Genomic DNA, 15,438 nt, shown 5'->3' on the forward strand with positions numbered 1-15,438 from the left:
ATTAGCTTAGCGCCAAGACCTTTTTCCGAGCGCTTCCATGAGCAGCCAGACTTACAGCATCTCCGACCTCGCCCGCGAGCTGGACATCACCACCCGGGCGATCCGCTTTTATGAAGAACAAGGCCTGCTCAGCCCTGAGCGCCGTGGCCAGGAACGCATCTATTCGCCGCGCGACAAGGTCAGCCTGAAGCTGATCCTGCGCGGCAAGCGCATCGGTTTTTCGCTGGCCGAATGCCGCGAATTGATCGAACTCTACGACCCGTCCAGCGGTAACACCAAACAGCTCAACAGCATGCTGGCGAAAATCACTGAGCGTCGCGAGCAGTTGGAACAGCAGTTGCTGGATATCGAACAGATGAAACTGGAACTCGATACCGCTGAAGAGCGCTGCGTCCAGGCGTTGGAGCAGACGCTGAAGAGCCAGCAGGCGATCTGACTAACAACATAAATCCCCCTGTAGGAGTGAGCCTGCTCGCGATAGCGGTGTATCAGTCACGCAATTTTCATCTGGCACTCCGCGATCGCGAGCAGGCTCACTCCTATAGGGGTTCTCCACAAATTCAAAAGAGCAGGTCAGCCCATGTCCCTCCCCTCCCAAGTACGCCTGATCGAAGTCGGCCCGCGCGATGGCTTGCAGAACGAAGCCCAACCGATCAGCGTCGCTGACAAGGTGCAACTGGTCGATGCTTTGAGCGCCGCTGGCCTCGGCTATATAGAAGTCGGCAGTTTCGTCTCTCCGAAATGGGTGCCACAAATGGCCGGTTCCGCCGAAGTGTTCGCGCAGATTCAGCGCAAGCCCGGCGTAACCTACGGCGCACTGGCGCCGAACTTGCGCGGATTTGAAGACGCCATCGCTGCCGGGGTCAAGGAAGTCGCGGTGTTCGCCGCCGCCTCCGAAGCGTTCTCGCAACGCAACATCAACTGCTCGATCAGCGAAAGCCTGGCGCGCTTTGCGCCGATCATGGAAGCCGCGCAGCAGCACGGCGTTACCGTGCGCGGTTACGTGTCGTGTGTGCTCGGATGCCCGTACGAAGGCACGGTCGCGCCGGAGCAAGTGGCGATGGTCGCGCGCGAGTTGTATGCGATGGGCTGCTACGAAGTTTCGCTGGGCGACACCATCGGCACTGGCACCGCGGGCGCGACGCGCCGTTTGTTTGAAGTGGTGTCGGCGCAAGTGCCACGGGAAAAACTCGCCGGGCATTTTCACGACACCTACGGTCAGGCCATGGCCAACATCTATGCCAGCCTGCTTGAAGGGATTTCGGTGTTCGACAGCTCTATCGCGGGCCTCGGCGGCTGCCCGTACGCCAAAGGCGCGAGCGGTAACGTTGCCACCGAAGACGTGATGTACCTGCTCAACGGCCTGGGTATCGAGACCGGTATCGACCTGGACGCCTTGATTGCCGCGGGTCAGCAGATCAGCGCGGTGCTCGGTCGCCCGAGCGGTTCACGCGTGGCCAAGGCTCGTAGCGCGCAGTAAGGGGGGAAGGTGTTACCGCTGTGTCCGGAATGTGGGTTTAAGCGAGTAACACGGAAACAAATTGTCTGGTTTCGCTGGAGCGAAAATCTGCCGAAATTTTCAAACCTTTGATTTATAAGGTTTTTTAAAAGTTGGCACGGCTTCTGCTATCTCTATGGCATAACAAGAATAAAAAGCAGCAAACCAATAAAAATAAGACGTACCGACTCTGACATAACAAAAACAACACGGCAGAGACGCAGCTAACAGATTTTTTTGGAGAAGGTGTGCTTTTCAGGGTGCTCTCAGGAGTGACCCGCAACCGGGCAGAGAACAATAAAACTACCTTCAGGTAGCTCCCGAATCGGTTGGATCGCTTAGCGAGAAAGCAGATCAGCGCTCAAAAAAATACGTTTGCTCTTGACCCCGGATGGGGGTCGCCAAAAACAGCGGTAAAGGGCCACGGTTGCCAAAAACAACAACAGACCGACCCTCAATAATAAAAAAGAGCACTCGACGACAAAATTAAAGGGGAGCTTCGGCTCCCCTTTGTGCTTTCTGTGATTCCTGTTTTCACCGCAAATCCCTGTGGAAGCTGGCTTGCCAGCTCCCACAGGGGTGGTGGTTAACGCTCGATTGTTTTCAGTTCTTCGATACTGATCTCACGCATCCTGAATTTCTGGATCTTGCCCGTCACCGTCATCGGAAACTCTTCGACAAACTTGAAGTGCCGTGGCGTCTTGAAGTGCGCGATGCGTTCCTTGCACCAGGTTTGCAGCTCCAGCTCCGTGGCGCTGTGGCCGGGGTGGAGTTTAATCCAGGCGACAATCTCCTCACCGTAACGCGAGCACGGAATGCCGATCACCTGCACATCCGCCACCGCCGGATGGGTGAAGAAAAACTCCTCAAGCTCACGCGGGTAAATATTCTCGCCGCCACGAATGATCATGTCCTTGTTACGTCCGGCGATATTGACGTAACCCTCCTCGTTCATGCTCGCCAGGTCGCCGGTGTGCATCCAGCCCGCCTCGTCGATGGCTTCAGCGGTGGCCTGCGGATTGTTCCAGTAGCCGAGCATCACGCTGTAACCGCGAGTGCACAGTTCGCCGATGGTGCCGCGTGGCACCAGGTTGCCGGCCTCGTCGATGATCTTGCTCTCCAGCTGTGGCTGGGTGCGGCCGACGGTGGTCACGCGCAATTCCAGCTCATCGTTCGGCCCGGTCTGCAGTGACACCGGACTGGTTTCGGTCATGCCGTAAGCAATTTGCACTTCACTCATGTGCATTTCGCTGATCACCCGGCGCATCACTTCGATCGGGCACGTCGCGCCGGCCATGATCCCGGTGCGCAGGCTCGACAGATCGAATTGGGCGCGTTGTGGCTGGTCGAGCATGGCGATGAACATGGTCGGTACGCCGTAAAGGCCGGTGGCTTTCTCTTCGGCGACGGTTTGCAGGGTCAGTAAAGGATCGAAGGCATCGTTGGGGTAAATCATCGTGCTGCCGTGGGTGATGCAGCCGAGGTTGCCCATGACCATGCCGAAGCAGTGGTACAGCGGCACCGGGATGACCAGGCGATCGCGCGGGGTCAGGCCGATGCTTTCGCCAACCATGTAACCGTTATTGAGGATGTTGTAGTGGCTGAGGGTCGCGCCCTTGGGGAAACCGGTGGTGCCGGAGGTGTACTGGATGTTCACCGGCTGATCAAAGTGCAGGCTGTTGCTGCGTTCGTGTAGTTGTTCGGGGGAGAGACTGGCGGCGAGATCTGCCAGCTCCGACCACGGCAGGAAACCTGAGGGTGGCTGCGCATCGAGGCTGATCACGCCGCGCAGTTCGGGGAGGCGTTCGCTGCGCAGTTGGCCGAGGGGTTGCTCGGCCAGTTCCGGCATCAGGCCTTGCAGCATGCCGTGGTAGTTGGAGGACTTGAACGCCCCGGCGCAGACCAGCCATTGGCAGCCGGATTGTTTGAGCACGTATTCCAGTTCGGAACTGCGGTAGGCCGGGTTGATGTTGACCAGGATCACGCCGATTTTTGCGGTGGCGACTTGCGTGATGCACCACTGCGCGCAGTTCGGCGCCCAGATACCGAGGCGGTCGCCGGCCTGCAAACCCAAAGCGAGCAGCGCCCTGGCGTGCAGGTCCACCGCTTCGGCCAGTTGTCGCCAGGAATAACGCAACTGCTGATGGCGGACCACCAGCGCTTCACCGTCGGGGTATTGCGCGACAGTCTGATCGAACTTCTGCCCGATGGTCATCGCCAGCAAGGCTTTGTCCTGTGAACCACGGGTGTAGCTGCGCGGCGGGTTTGCACTGGGTTGATCCATGACGACCCCTATTGTCTTTATTTATGGGTTGCCGACGGTCACTTGTAGGAGTGAGCCTGCTCGCGATCTCGATCCATTAGTCAACACTTACGTCGACTGACACGACGCGATCGCGAGCAGGCTCACTCCTACAAAATCTAATCAGCTTTCAATCTTGAACTGCCCCTACTGTCGCTCAAGTTGACGTTAACGTAAAGGGTGATTGACAGCCCTTCATCGCAGGCTTACGTTAACGTAAAGGTGAGAGCTGAATGACCGCCCTCCCCACCCTACAAAAAAGCCAAAAGGTGACCCATGAGCTATCCATCCCTGAACTTCGCCCTCGGTGAAACCATCGACATGCTGCGCGATCAGGTTCAGTCCTTTGTCGCCAAGGAAATTGCTCCGCGCGCTGCGCAGATCGACAGCGACAACCTGTTCCCCGCCGACATGTGGCGCAAATTCGGCGACATGGGCCTGCTCGGCATCACCGTGCCGGAGGAGTACGGCGGCGCAGGCCTGGGTTACCTGGCGCACGTGGTGGCGATGGAAGAAATCAGTCGCGGTTCGGCCTCGGTGGCGCTGTCCTACGGCGCGCATTCCAACCTCTGCGTCAACCAGATCAACCGCAACGGCAACCACGAACAGAAATCCAAATACCTGCCGAAGCTGATCAGCGGCGAGCACGTCGGCGCACTGGCGATGAGCGAGCCAAACGCCGGCTCCGACGTGGTCTCGATGAAACTGCGCGCCGACAAACGCGGTGACCGTTTCGTCCTCAACGGCAGCAAAACCTGGATCACCAACGGCCCCGACGCCAACACCTACGTGATCTACGCCAAGACCGATCTGGAGAAAGGCCCGCACGGCATTACCGCATTCATTGTCGAGCGCGACTGGAAAGGCTTCAGCCGCAGCAACAAGTTCGACAAGCTCGGCATGCGCGGTTCCAACACCTGCGAGCTGTTCTTCGATGACGTCGAAGTGCCGGAAGAAAACATCCTCGGCGTGCTCAACGGCGGCGTAAAAGTGTTGATGAGCGGCCTCGATTACGAGCGCGTCGTGTTGTCCGGCGGCCCGACCGGGATCATGCAGTCGTGCATGGACCTGATCGTGCCGTACATCCACGACCGCAAACAGTTCGGCCAGAGCATCGGCGAATTCCAGCTGATCCAGGGCAAAGTCGCTGACATGTACACCCAGCTCAACGCCAGCCGCGCCTACTTGTATGCGGTGGCACAGGCTTGCGAGCGTGGCGAAACCACCCGCAAAGACGCCGCCGGGGTGATCCTCTACACCGCTGAGCGCGCCACGCAAATGGCCCTCGACGCGATCCAGATTCTCGGCGGTAACGGTTACATCAATGAGTTCCCGGCCGGTCGTCTGCTGCGTGACGCCAAGCTGTACGAAATCGGCGCTGGCACCAGTGAGATCCGTCGCATGCTGATCGGTCGCGAACTGTTCAACGAAACCCGCTAAACGGAGCTGGCCATGGCTACCCTGCACACTCAGCTCAATCCCCGCTCAGCGGAGTTCGCCGCCAACAGCGCGGCGATGCTCAAACAGGTCGACGCCCTGCACACCCTGCTCGCCCAAGTGGCGCAGGGTGGCGGCGCGAAAGCCCAGGAACGCCACACCTCGCGCGGCAAACTGCTGCCGCGCGAACGCATCAACCGTTTGCTCGATCCGGGCTCACCGTTTCTGGAAATCAGCCAATTGGCCGCCCACGCCGTGTATGGCGAAGACGTGCCCGCCGCTGGCGTGATTGCCGGGATCGGTCGGGTCGAAGGCGTCGAGTGCATGATCGTCGCCAATGATGCGACGGTGAAGGGCGGTTCGTACTACCCGCTGACCGTGAAAAAACATCTTCGCGCACAGACCATCGCTCAACAGAATCGCTTGCCGTGCATCTATCTGGTGGATTCCGGCGGCGCCAACCTGCCGCGTCAGGACGAAGTGTTTCCGGACCGCGAGCACTTCGGGCGGATCTTCTTCAACCAGGCCAACATGAGCGCGATGGGCATTCCGCAGATCGCCGTGGTCATGGGCTCCTGCACCGCTGGCGGCGCTTATGTGCCGGCGATGGCCGACGAAGCGATCATGGTGCGCAATCAGGCCACCATTTTTCTCGCCGGCCCGCCATTGGTGAAAGCTGCGACCGGTGAAGTGGTCAGCGCCGAGGATCTGGGTGGCGCCGATGTGCACTGCAAGATTTCCGGGGTCGCCGACCATTACGCCGAGAGCGACGAACACGCCCTCGCCCTCGCCCGCCGCAGCGTCGCCAACCTTAACTGGCGCAAACTCGGCGAAGTGCAGCAACGCGCGCCGATCGCACCGCTGTACGCCAGCGATGAGTTGTACGGCGTGGTTTCGGCTGATGCCAAGCAGCCGTTCGACGTGCGCGAAGTGATTGCGCGACTGGTCGACGGTTCGGTGTTCGATGAATTCAAGGCTTTGTTCGGTACCACGCTGGTGTGTGGCTTTGCGCATCTGCACGGCTACCCGATCGCGATTCTGGCGAACAACGGCATCCTCTTCGCCGAAGCCGCGCAGAAAGGCGCGCACTTTATCGAACTGGCCTGCCAGCGCGGCATTCCGCTGCTGTTTTTGCAGAACATCACCGGCTTCATGGTCGGCCAGAAATACGAGGCCGGTGGCATCGCCAAACATGGCGCGAAACTGGTCACGGCGGTGGCTTGCGCGAAAGTGCCGAAATTCACCGTAATCATCGGCGGCAGCTTCGGCGCCGGTAACTACGGCATGTGCGGGCGCGCTTACGATCCGCGTTTCCTGTGGATGTGGCCGAACGCGCGGATCGGCGTGATGGGCGCCGAGCAGGCGGCGGGCGTGTTGGTGCAGGTCAAACGTGAGCAGGCTGAGCGCAGCGGTCAGGGTTTCAGTGCCGAGCAGGAAGCCGAGATCAAGCAACCGATCCTCGACCAGTATGAAGAGCAGGGTCACCCCTACTATTCCAGCGCACGGCTATGGGACGACGGCGTCATCGACCCGGCGCAGACCCGCGATGTGCTGGCCCTGGCCCTGTCCGCGTCGCTGAACGCGCCAATCGAACCGAGCCGCTTCGGCGTGTTCCGGATGTGATCGGGAGAATCTCATGAGTGATTTCAACACCCTCGAACTGCAAAGCGACCCACGGGGTTTCGCCACGCTGTGGCTCAACCGCGCGGAAAAGAACAACGCCTTCAACGCCGAGATGATCCGCGAGCTGATCCTCGCGCTGGACAAAGTCGCCAGCGACGCCAGCCTGCGTTTCCTGCTGGTGCGTGGCCGTGGCAAGCACTTCAGTGCCGGCGCTGATCTGGCGTGGATGCAGCAATCGGCCGAACTCGATTACCACACCAACCTCGACGACGCCCGTGAACTGGCAGAGTTGATGTACAACCTCGCCAAGCTGAAGATCCCCACCGTGGCTGTGGTACAAGGCGCGGCATTCGGGGGCGCGCTGGGGTTGATCAGTTGCTGTGACATGGCGATTGGCGCCGATGACGCGCAATTCTGCCTGTCGGAAGTACGCATTGGTCTGGCGCCGGCGGTAATAAGCCCGTTTGTGGTGCAGGCCATCGGCGAACGCGCTGCACGTCGATATGCCCTGACCGCCGAGCGTTTCGGCGGGCAGCGTGCGCGCGAAATCGGTTTGTTGTCCGAGAGCTATCCGGCCGCTGAACTTGATCAGCAAGTCGAGCACTGGATCAACAACTTGCTGCTCAACAGCCCCGCCGCCATGCGCGCCAGCAAGGACCTGCTGCGTGAAGTCGGCAACGGCTCACTGACCCCGGCGCTGCGCCGCTACACCGAAAATGCCATCGCCCGTATCCGCGTCAGCCCGGAAGGTCAGGAAGGCTTGCGCGCCTTTCTGCAAAAACGTCCACCGAGCTGGCAAGCCGCAACCACCACCAAGGAGCCGCATTGATGAGCGCACCCGTTCTCACCACCCTGCTGGTGGCCAACCGTGGCGAAATCGCCTGCCGCGTGATGCGCACCGCCAAAGCGCTGGGCCTGACCACGGTCGCCGTGCACAGCGCCACCGACCGCGAGGCGCGGCACAGCCGGGAAGCGGATATTCGCGTCGACCTGGGCGGCAGCAAAGCCGCCGACAGTTATCTGCAAATCGACAAACTGATCGCAGCGGCCAAGGCCAGCGGCGCGCAGGCGATTCATCCGGGTTACGGTTTTCTCTCGGAAAACGCCGGCTTCGCTCGTGCCATCGAAGCGGCCGGGCTGATTTTCCTCGGCCCGCCCGCCTCGGCCATCGATGCGATGGGCAGCAAGTCCGCCGCCAAAGCGCTGATGGAAACCGCCGGTGTGCCACTGGTGCCGGGTTATCACGGCGAAGCACAGGACCTCGACACCTTCCGTGATGCCTGCGAACGCATCGGTTATCCAGTGCTGCTCAAAGCCACGGCCGGCGGTGGTGGCAAAGGCATGAAAGTGGTCGAGGACGTCAGCCAGTTGGCCGAAGCCCTCGCCTCCGCTCAGCGTGAAGCGCAGTCGTCGTTCGGCGATTCGCGGATGCTGGTGGAGAAATACCTGCTCAAACCGCGTCACGTGGAAATCCAGGTGTTCGCCGATCAACATGGCAACTGCCTGTACCTCAACGAGCGTGACTGCTCGATTCAACGACGCCATCAGAAAGTCGTCGAAGAAGCGCCGGCACCGGGCCTGACCCCGGAGCTGCGTCGCGCCATGGGCGAAGCGGCGGTGCGTTCGGCGCAGGCGATCGGTTATGTCGGCGCCGGTACTGTGGAATTTTTGCTGGATGCGCGCGGTGAGTTCTTCTTTATGGAGATGAATACGCGCCTGCAAGTGGAGCATCCAGTGACCGAGGCCATCACCGGTCTGGACCTGGTCGCGTGGCAGATCCGCGTAGCCCGTGGTGAAGCGCTGCCGATCACCCAGGCGCAGGTGCCGTTAAACGGTCATGCGATTGAAGTGCGCTTGTACGCCGAAGACCCTGCGAATGACTTCCTGCCGGCGACCGGGCGTTTGGCGTTGTATCGCGAATCGGCTGAAGGGCCTGGGCGCCGGGTCGATAGCGGAGTTGAAGAAGGCGATGAAATTTCGCCGTTCTACGACCCGATGCTGGGCAAGCTGATTGCCTGGGGCGAAGATCGCGAACAGGCTCGGTTGCGGTTGTTGAGCATGCTCGACGAGTTTGCGATTGGCGGTTTGAAAACCAACATAAACTTTTTGCGGCGGATCATCGCCCATCCGGCGTTCGCGGCGGCGGAGTTGGATACCGGATTTATTCCGCGTTATCAGGAGCAATTGCTGCCTGCGCCGGGCGCGTTGAGCGATGCGTTCTGGAACGCGGCGGCTCAGGCGGTGGCGCAGAGCCTGCCGCAGTTGGCGCGCCAGGATGACCCGGCTTCGCCATGGTCACTCAACAGCGGTTTGCGTGCGGGATTGCCTCGGGAAATCACCCTGCATTTGAGTTGCGAGGGACAGGATCGAGCACTGACGCTGAGTACCGATGATCACGCCAGACTGTCCGGCGAAGCGCTCATCGTCGAACACGAGGGCGTCCGTCGTACGTTGCGTGCCATTCGCCAGGGCGATTCGCTGTACCTGCAATGGGAAGGCGAATTGCGGCGCATCGAAACGTACGACCCGATCAGCGCCGTCGAAGCCAGTCACAGTCATCAGGGTGGCCTGACTGCGCCCATGAACGGCAGCATTGTCCGTGTGCTGGTCGAGGCCGGGCAATCGGTCGAGGCCGGTGCGCAACTGGTGGTGCTGGAAGCAATGAAGATGGAGCACAGCATCCGCGCGCCGCATGCGGGAGTGATCAAAGCGCTGTATTGCCAGGAAGGCGAAATGGTCGGCGAAGGCAGCGCTTTGGTTGAACTGGAGGCAGTGTGATGGGGAGGATCGATCCTACGCCGGGCGCGGATCGATCTGACTAGTAACGCGCCGTTGCCTGAACCACAACACCGATGATTCGACACTCATCGGTCAGCAGGGCTTTCGGCCAGGTCGGATTGAGCGGCACCAGGTAACGCTGGCCGCCCTCTTCGTCGAGTTTGCGGAAGATCGCTTCAGGGCTGTCGGGCCACTGGGCGATCACCAGTTTGCCGGGCACCGCTTCGGCCGCCGGGTCGACCAGAATCAGCATGCCTTCGGCGATGCTCTGGCCACTGGGGGCGGTCATTGAATCCCCCGTCACCGTCAGCCAGAACGCCGGGCCACGCGCATGGTAATCCGTCAGTTCGAAGCGCTGCTTGCCGGATGCCTTGGTGTAAGACGCCGGATCGTTCTCGCGCACCTCGCAGGTCGTCTGCCAATCGCTGACCGGGTAACGGAAGTACGGGTTGTACTTCTGCGCCAGCGGCATCTCGTCGTCCGCCATTGGTTGCGGTTCACGGATCACCAGCACCACTTCGAGGAAATCCATGCCCAGCGCCTGCAGCACGCGGTTCATTTCCGTGATGCCGGGTTCGCGACGCTTGTTCAGCCAATGGCCTATCCCGCCCTGGGACATGCCGACGCGCTCTCCGAGCTCTGTTTGAGTGATTTTGAGTTCACTCATCTTGGCCTTGACCAACTCAATCCATTTATCCATGTGCAGCACCTTACGTCGACGCCTTCGGCCAACAAAACACATATTGTAGTATTTAAGTTCTGGTCACAACTACACAGAGTACTATTCTGAAAGCACGGATTTACAATCGACCAAGGAGTGCTTCTTCATCATGAATATCAGCAGCAAAGACTTGCCAGACCTGCAAATGGACACCAGCTTCACCTCCCCTCAGGGCAATGCGGCAGCGCAGCGAGCGCTGGACTATTACTTGAAACCAGCTGTTTCAGAACCAGAGGTCGACGAGCGTTTTTTCGATGTCAGGCGCCATCTCAGTGGCGAAGAAGCCCTGGTGCATGCCTCGGACCTGTTGCGCTGTGCGGCAGCCACTGCGTTCAAGGCAGCCGAAAGCCTGCAAGGCGCGAGTCGCGATCTGGCATTTTCAGTGGTGCACATGGTGGATATGGCGCGGGCGATGGTCGACCATTCGCTCGATGGCGATGAAGCCTGAGAGGAACGCGAGTGCGGGCGGACGGAAAAGAATTTTCCAATCGCGCAGCTAAAAACATTTGACTTGCAAATGATAATGATTATTATTGCATGCAGCTGGTCGCGAGATCAGTCGATGGACCAGAGACCTTAGGTCGGTCTTCTGGACTATCTCCTCATCAGGCTAATCACGGTTTTTGACCCGGCTTTTTGCCGGGTCTTTTTTTGCCCGTTTTTCGGGCTTATGGCTTCAGGCTAATGAAGTCTTTAAGTGCTGCAAATTCGATGGCGCGGATAATATCAAAAGAATATCGCTTGGCAAGCGAGGCCCGGCCAGATTGGGGCAAACTAATGACAATTAGCACTTGAGAATCAATCGCACAGTCTCTAAGCTGCTTGCGCGTCATGGAGGACGCCCCCCGCCACACCCCGCAATTCCCCTCGGTTTCAGCCCTGCCTGCGTGTAAAGTAACGGCCATAAAAATCATATTCAGGAATCGATTATGACCGTGGCCAAATCTTCGTTCGACATCAGCGCCAACTTCGACAGCGGCAATATCCAAGTCATCGACATCAGCAACCCGCTCAATCCGGTTCTGGCCATTCGCCCGGACACCCGCAGCGCTCACTTTCAGTGGTTCCACTTCAAGGCCAGCGGCCTGCATGTTCATCAGGAACACTGGTTTCGCCTGGTCAACGCCAGCCAGTCTTCCTATAACAAAGCCTGGACCGGCTATCAGGCAGTCGCGTCCTACGACCACGTCAACTGGTTCCGCATTCCAACCAGTTTTGAAGGTGACAGCCTGCGCTTTTGCCTCGAAGCCGAGCAAACCCATGCATGGTTCGCCTACTTCGAACCCTACAGCCGTGGCCGTCACGACTGGTTGATCGATCAGGCACTGAGCAAGGCCGGCACCGAATTGCTGGCAACCGGCAAGAGCGTCGAAGGTCGCGACATTCAGCTGCTGCGCAAAGGCACCGGTGCCGAAGGCCAGCGCAAAGTCTGGATCATTGCTCAGCAGCATCCGGGCGAACACATGGCCGAATGGTTCATGGAAGGCGTGATCGAACGCCTGGAAAGACATGACGATCCGGTGCTGAACAAGCTGCTGGCGAGTGCCGATCTGTACCTGGTGCCGAACATGAATCCGGACGGTGCCTTCCACGGTCACCTGCGCACCAATGCGATGGGCCAGGACTTGAACCGCGCTTGGCAGAACGCCAGTCAGGACGTCAGCCCCGAAGTACTTTTCGTACAACAACAGATGGAAAAGTATGGCGTCGACCTGTTCCTCGACGTACACGGCGATGAAGAAATCCCCCATGTGTTCACCGCCGGTTGCGAAGGCAATCCGGGCTACACGCCACGAATCGAGAAGCTCGAAGAGCACTTTCGCAGCCACCTTAAACACACCACCAAAGATTTCCAGACCAAGCACGGCTACACCCGCGACGAACCGGGCCAGGCCAACATGACCCTGGCGTGCAACAGCGTAGGGCAGAAATACGACTGCTTGTCGCTGACCCTGGAAATGCCGTTCAAGGATCACGACGACCATCCCGACAAAGCAACCGGCTGGTCGGGCAAGCGCTCAAAACAGTTGGGCAAAGATGTGCTGACCACCATCGCTGACATGGTTGATACCCTGCGCTGATCCCCTCCTCCGTCCCTTAGAAGATCGCAGCTTGTCTGCGATCTTTTGCTTTTTGCCGTTCACACACTCGCGCAAACAGGTTGCAAAATAAAACCCGCACCCATACCGTGATCAAGGTTTTATTTTGAAACCTAAAAGGATGCGGGATATGAAACCTCTCAAAAGCAGCGCCGTTTTGCTTTTCTCTGTGGCCTGCGGTCTGGCCGTGGGCAACGTGTATTACGCACAGCCATTGCTGGACGCCATGGCCGAGGCGTTTGCCCTGTCGCCGGCGACCATCGGCATCGTCATCACCCTGACGCAAATCGGCTACGGCATCGGTCTGGTACTACTGGTGCCCCTCGGTGATCTGCTCAACCGGCGCCGATTGATCGTCACTCAAACGCTGCTATCGGCAGCGGCATTGTTGATGATCGCGCTGGCGCCCAACAGTGCGTGGCTGCTGCTTGGCATGACCTTGACAGGGCTGCTCGCGGTAGTGACGCAGGTGCTGGTGGCTTACGCCGCCACGCTGGCGCTCCCGGCCCAGCGCGGGCGCGTGGTCGGGGTGGTCACCAGCGGTATCGTGGTAGGAATTCTGCTGGCACGCACGGTTGCCGGCGGCATGGCCGATCTGGCTGGGTGGCGAGCGATTTATTTCCTGTCAGCGGGGCTGACATTGTTGATGGCGCTGCTGCTGTTTCGCGTCCTGCCCAAGCATGAAGCCCCACAACCGGCGACTGGCTACACCGCACTGATTGCTTCGGTATTCGGTCTGTTCAAAGAGGAACCGGTACTGCGTCAACGCGCGATCCTCGCGCTGCTGACCTTTGCCAGCGCAATGGTGCTGTGGACGCCGATGGTGTTGCCGCTGGCCGCGCCGCCACTTTCTTTGTCACACAGTGAAATCGGACTGTTCGGGCTGGCCGGTGCCGCAGGTGCGCTGGCCGCCGCACGGGCCGGACACTTGGCTGATCGCGGCCTCGGACAATGGGTCAGCAGTCTTTCGCTGTTGCTGATGCTCGCTTCATGGCTACCAATCGCCCTCACCCAATCTTCGCTGTGGGCATTGCTACTCGGCGTGATCACTCTGGATCTGGGTCTGCAAGCGGTGCACGTCACCAGCCAGAGCATGATCTACAGCGTGCGCCCCGAAGCGCAAAGCCGTCTCACCGCCGGTTACATGCTGTTCTACTCGATCGGCAGCGCGCTCGGCTCCATCGGCTCGACCGCGATGTACGCGTGGGCCGGATGGATCGGCGTGTGCCTGCTCGGCGCGGGCATCAACGCCGTGGCGCTCGCGTACTGGTGGCTGACCCTGAAAAGCGGCGCACCGGCACGCTGCGCCACTCAAGCGAGTTAACCGCGGTCGCGACCGCGCAACATACTGTCGAGCACCTCGTCGCGGCGGATCCAGCCATGAAACAGCGCCGCCGCCAGGTGCAGCAGCACCGTCAGAAACAACAGATAGGCCAGATACCCGTGAGCCTTGCGCAAAATCGCGAACAACTGCGCATCAGCCGGAACAATGGCTGGCAACTGCAACGTTGTGCTGAGCATGACCGGTTCACCCGAAGCACTGATCATCGCCCAGCCCAGCAACGGCAACACCAGCATCAACGCGTACAGCAGCAGATGCGAAGCCTTCGCCGCCATCACTTGCCAACTTGGCAAATCCGCCGGCAGCGGCGGTTGGCGCGTAGTGAACCGCACCAGCAAACGGACAATCACCAGCGCCAGAATCGCAATGCCCAGCGGTTTGTGCAGATGGATCAACCATTCATGCCGCTCGGAAACCGAGGTGACCATGCCGGCACCAATAAACAGCATGGCGATGATCATGATTGCCATCAGCCAGTGCAGCAGGCGCGCCAACAGGGCGAAATGCGTCGGTTGAGTGCTCATGGACGAGCCTCCTGTTTGGCAGCGGGCAACTGGCTGACTTCGCTGGTGCGACGCAGATAGGAATTGGCGTAACCGGCGGAACGCGCCGCGAGCAACGGGTCGTCGGAGCCTTGAATCCCGGCCGGCAGCACCAGCGGGTCGTAGTTGATATCACGGCATTCGCCGCTCAGTTGTGGCTGGGTTTTTTCCAGCACCAGTGTGCCGGCGTTCAACACTTTGCGGCCGTCGGGCCAGGTCTTGCTGGCATCGTTCACCGGGTCCTCAGGATTGGCCAGGGTGATGTTCAACTGAAAACGCAACGGCGCAGACGCCAACCGCTGCACCAGATCCTTCTCGAGAAAATCGCCGCCCTCAGGCGCAGTGGCGCCCGCAGCGTCTCGCGCCAACGGCGTCATGCTCCAGCGCACGGCCTGTTTTTTACCGCTGGCGTCGACCAGATAAAACGCGTTGACGCTGTTGTAGGTTTCGGTGGCGTAACTGGCCGAGGGTTTGGCGGTCTTCACCCAGGTCAGAAACGGCACGGCTTCCGGATGCGATGCGAAGAACGCTGGCACCTTGCTCGGATCCGGTTTACCGGTGGCCGGATCTGGCGACTGTGCCTGCTGCAATTGATAAAACGCTTCAGGCGTACCGACCGGGAACACCGGCATGCTGTTCATCCCGGTGCGCCACTGCTGCCCGTTGGCCTGGGTGAATCGCAACGCCAGACTGCGAATCGGCACGCTGCTGTCCGGTGCATACGGATTGCCGGCTGGCAAGGCGAATCGCCCGACTACCGGGGTCTGCGGCTCGTTGAACACCTGCGCGGTAGAAAACGCCCGTGCCTCACCACTGCTCTCGAAATGCCCGATCACGCACACGCCTTTGGCGTGGTTACGGCGAAACCCGGGGTGCACGCCGTTGTTCTTCTCCAGCACATCGACCAACGCTTTTGGCGTCAGGCGTTGTGGGTCAAAGTTGCCGTGAACGTAGGCGAATGCTCCGGCCACTGCGGCGACTACCACAGCAATGCCGCCCAGACGCAGAACCAGGCTCGCCGCACTCAGTGGCGGACGCTGCGGCCCGCCGGGCGGTGCAGCATCGGGTGATGAACGATCAACCATGAAAAACTCCA

At 59.9% G+C, this 15,438-nt stretch carries 14 protein-coding genes; 9 read left to right on the top strand and 5 right to left on the bottom strand.

Features of this window, described 5'->3' with window-relative positions; translation table 11 throughout:
- Nucleotides 1-37: 37 nt before the first annotated feature.
- Together CKW38_RS20485 and CKW38_RS20490 are read left to right on the top strand one after the other, a co-directional pair.
- Nucleotides 38-436, top strand: coding sequence for a MerR family DNA-binding transcriptional regulator (locus CKW38_RS20485; protein ID WP_007917234.1), 399 nt, complete (start codon nucleotides 38-40; stop codon nucleotides 434-436).
- Nucleotides 437-580: 144 nt separating this feature from the next.
- A complete protein-coding gene (locus tag CKW38_RS20490; RefSeq protein ID WP_095113706.1) occupies nucleotides 581-1,480 on the top strand; it encodes a hydroxymethylglutaryl-CoA lyase in 900 nt (299 codons plus the stop codon).
- 604 nt (nucleotides 1,481-2,084) lie between these two features.
- On the opposite strand, the gene CKW38_RS20495 is transcribed toward CKW38_RS20490, so the two are convergent.
- Entirely contained in the window at nucleotides 2,085-3,782 is a 1,698-nt protein-coding gene (locus CKW38_RS20495; protein WP_095113707.1) for an AMP-binding protein, read from the bottom strand.
- A 294-nt stretch (nucleotides 3,783-4,076) separates the two neighbouring features.
- On the opposite strand from CKW38_RS20495, the gene CKW38_RS20500 reads away from it, so the two are divergent.
- Genes CKW38_RS20500 through CKW38_RS20515 form a run of 4 tightly spaced genes read left to right on the top strand, consistent with a single transcriptional unit; the run spans nucleotide 4,077 to nucleotide 9,638 of the window.
- Nucleotides 4,077-5,240 carry an isovaleryl-CoA dehydrogenase gene (locus CKW38_RS20500; protein ID WP_007917237.1) on the top strand — a complete coding sequence of 388 codons (1,164 nt, stop codon included), beginning with the start codon at nucleotides 4,077-4,079 and terminating at the stop codon, nucleotides 5,238-5,240.
- Nucleotides 5,241-5,252: 12 nt separating this feature from the next.
- A complete protein-coding gene (locus CKW38_RS20505; RefSeq protein WP_095113708.1) occupies nucleotides 5,253-6,860 on the top strand; it encodes a carboxyl transferase domain-containing protein in 1,608 nt (535 codons plus the stop codon).
- A 13-nt stretch (nucleotides 6,861-6,873) separates the two neighbouring features.
- Nucleotides 6,874-7,689 carry a gamma-carboxygeranoyl-CoA hydratase gene (locus CKW38_RS20510; RefSeq protein ID WP_095113709.1) on the top strand — a complete coding sequence of 272 codons (816 nt, stop codon included), beginning with the start codon at nucleotides 6,874-6,876 and terminating at the stop codon, nucleotides 7,687-7,689.
- The gene (locus CKW38_RS20515) at nucleotides 7,689-9,638 is read left to right on the top strand and encodes an acetyl/propionyl/methylcrotonyl-CoA carboxylase subunit alpha (RefSeq protein WP_095113710.1); all 1,950 of its coding nucleotides are present in this window, start codon (nucleotides 7,689-7,691) and stop codon (nucleotides 9,636-9,638) included. Before CKW38_RS20510 ends, CKW38_RS20515 begins: the two co-directional genes overlap by 1 nt.
- Before the next feature lie 40 nt (nucleotides 9,639-9,678).
- Here CKW38_RS20515 and CKW38_RS20520 read toward each other — a convergent pair whose 3' ends face one another.
- Nucleotides 9,679-10,338, bottom strand: a complete 660-nt coding sequence (locus CKW38_RS20520) for a LexA family transcriptional regulator (protein ID WP_007917250.1) — start codon at nucleotides 10,336-10,338, stop codon at nucleotides 9,679-9,681.
- 130 nt (nucleotides 10,339-10,468) lie between these two features.
- Here CKW38_RS20520 and CKW38_RS20525 point away from each other — a divergent pair, with 130 nt between their 5' ends.
- A complete protein-coding gene (locus CKW38_RS20525; RefSeq protein WP_007917252.1) occupies nucleotides 10,469-10,807 on the top strand; it encodes a DUF6124 family protein in 339 nt (112 codons plus the stop codon).
- Between the two features lie 220 nt (nucleotides 10,808-11,027).
- Here CKW38_RS20525 and CKW38_RS30220 read toward each other — a convergent pair whose 3' ends face one another.
- Complete coding sequence (locus tag CKW38_RS30220) at nucleotides 11,028-11,192, bottom strand: hypothetical protein (RefSeq protein ID WP_157279732.1); 165 nt, start codon at nucleotides 11,190-11,192, stop codon at nucleotides 11,028-11,030.
- A gap of 96 nt (nucleotides 11,193-11,288) precedes the next feature.
- Here CKW38_RS30220 and CKW38_RS20535 point away from each other — a divergent pair, with 96 nt between their 5' ends.
- Together CKW38_RS20535 and CKW38_RS20540 are read left to right on the top strand one after the other, a co-directional pair.
- Entirely contained in the window at nucleotides 11,289-12,440 is a 1,152-nt protein-coding gene (locus CKW38_RS20535; RefSeq protein ID WP_095113712.1) for a M14-type cytosolic carboxypeptidase, read from the top strand.
- Nucleotides 12,441-12,588: 148 nt separating this feature from the next.
- Nucleotides 12,589-13,782, top strand: coding sequence for an MFS transporter (locus tag CKW38_RS20540; RefSeq protein ID WP_095113713.1), 1,194 nt, complete (start codon nucleotides 12,589-12,591; stop codon nucleotides 13,780-13,782).
- Here the strand turns inward: CKW38_RS20540 and CKW38_RS20545 are convergent.
- Complete coding sequence (locus CKW38_RS20545) at nucleotides 13,779-14,324, bottom strand: cytochrome b (RefSeq protein ID WP_095113714.1); 546 nt, start codon at nucleotides 14,322-14,324, stop codon at nucleotides 13,779-13,781. The genes CKW38_RS20540 and CKW38_RS20545 overlap by 4 nt on opposite strands.
- The gene (locus CKW38_RS20550; protein WP_007917260.1) at nucleotides 14,321-15,427 is read right to left on the bottom strand and encodes a catalase family peroxidase; all 1,107 of its coding nucleotides are present in this window, start codon (nucleotides 15,425-15,427) and stop codon (nucleotides 14,321-14,323) included. The genes CKW38_RS20545 and CKW38_RS20550 overlap by 4 nt, the downstream gene beginning before the upstream one ends.
- Nucleotides 15,428-15,438: the final 11 nt, after the last annotated feature.

Source organism: Pseudomonas sp. Irchel 3H7, from assembly GCF_900187605.1.
Lineage (GTDB): Bacteria > Pseudomonadota > Gammaproteobacteria > Pseudomonadales > Pseudomonadaceae > Aquipseudomonas.

What these genes read in the sequence shown, in the direction of transcription:
- CKW38_RS20505 (WP_095113708.1), top strand. Translation starts at nt 5,253, where the DNA reads ATGGCTACCCTGCACACTCAGCTCAATCCCCGCTCAGCGGAGTTCGCC.
- CKW38_RS20515 (WP_095113710.1), top strand. Translation starts at nt 7,689, where the DNA reads ATGAGCGCACCCGTTCTCACCACCCTGCTGGTGGCCAACCGTGGCGAA.
- CKW38_RS30220 (WP_157279732.1), bottom strand. Translation starts at nt 11,192, where the DNA reads ATGACGCGCAAGCAGCTTAGAGACTGTGCGATTGATTCTCAAGTGCTA.
- CKW38_RS20490 (WP_095113706.1), top strand. Translation starts at nt 581, where the DNA reads ATGTCCCTCCCCTCCCAAGTACGCCTGATCGAAGTCGGCCCGCGCGAT.
- CKW38_RS20535 (WP_095113712.1), top strand. Translation starts at nt 11,289, where the DNA reads ATGACCGTGGCCAAATCTTCGTTCGACATCAGCGCCAACTTCGACAGC.
- CKW38_RS20520 (WP_007917250.1), bottom strand. Translation starts at nt 10,338, where the DNA reads ATGGATAAATGGATTGAGTTGGTCAAGGCCAAGATGAGTGAACTCAAA.
- CKW38_RS20500 (WP_007917237.1), top strand. Translation starts at nt 4,077, where the DNA reads ATGAGCTATCCATCCCTGAACTTCGCCCTCGGTGAAACCATCGACATG.
- CKW38_RS20540 (WP_095113713.1), top strand. Translation starts at nt 12,589, where the DNA reads ATGAAACCTCTCAAAAGCAGCGCCGTTTTGCTTTTCTCTGTGGCCTGC.
- CKW38_RS20525 (WP_007917252.1), top strand. Translation starts at nt 10,469, where the DNA reads ATGAATATCAGCAGCAAAGACTTGCCAGACCTGCAAATGGACACCAGC.
- CKW38_RS20485 (WP_007917234.1), top strand. Translation starts at nt 38, where the DNA reads ATGAGCAGCCAGACTTACAGCATCTCCGACCTCGCCCGCGAGCTGGAC.
- CKW38_RS20510 (WP_095113709.1), top strand. Translation starts at nt 6,874, where the DNA reads ATGAGTGATTTCAACACCCTCGAACTGCAAAGCGACCCACGGGGTTTC.
- CKW38_RS20495 (WP_095113707.1), bottom strand. Translation starts at nt 3,782, where the DNA reads ATGGATCAACCCAGTGCAAACCCGCCGCGCAGCTACACCCGTGGTTCA.
- CKW38_RS20545 (WP_095113714.1), bottom strand. Translation starts at nt 14,324, where the DNA reads ATGAGCACTCAACCGACGCATTTCGCCCTGTTGGCGCGCCTGCTGCAC.
- CKW38_RS20550 (WP_007917260.1), bottom strand. Translation starts at nt 15,427, where the DNA reads ATGGTTGATCGTTCATCACCCGATGCTGCACCGCCCGGCGGGCCGCAG.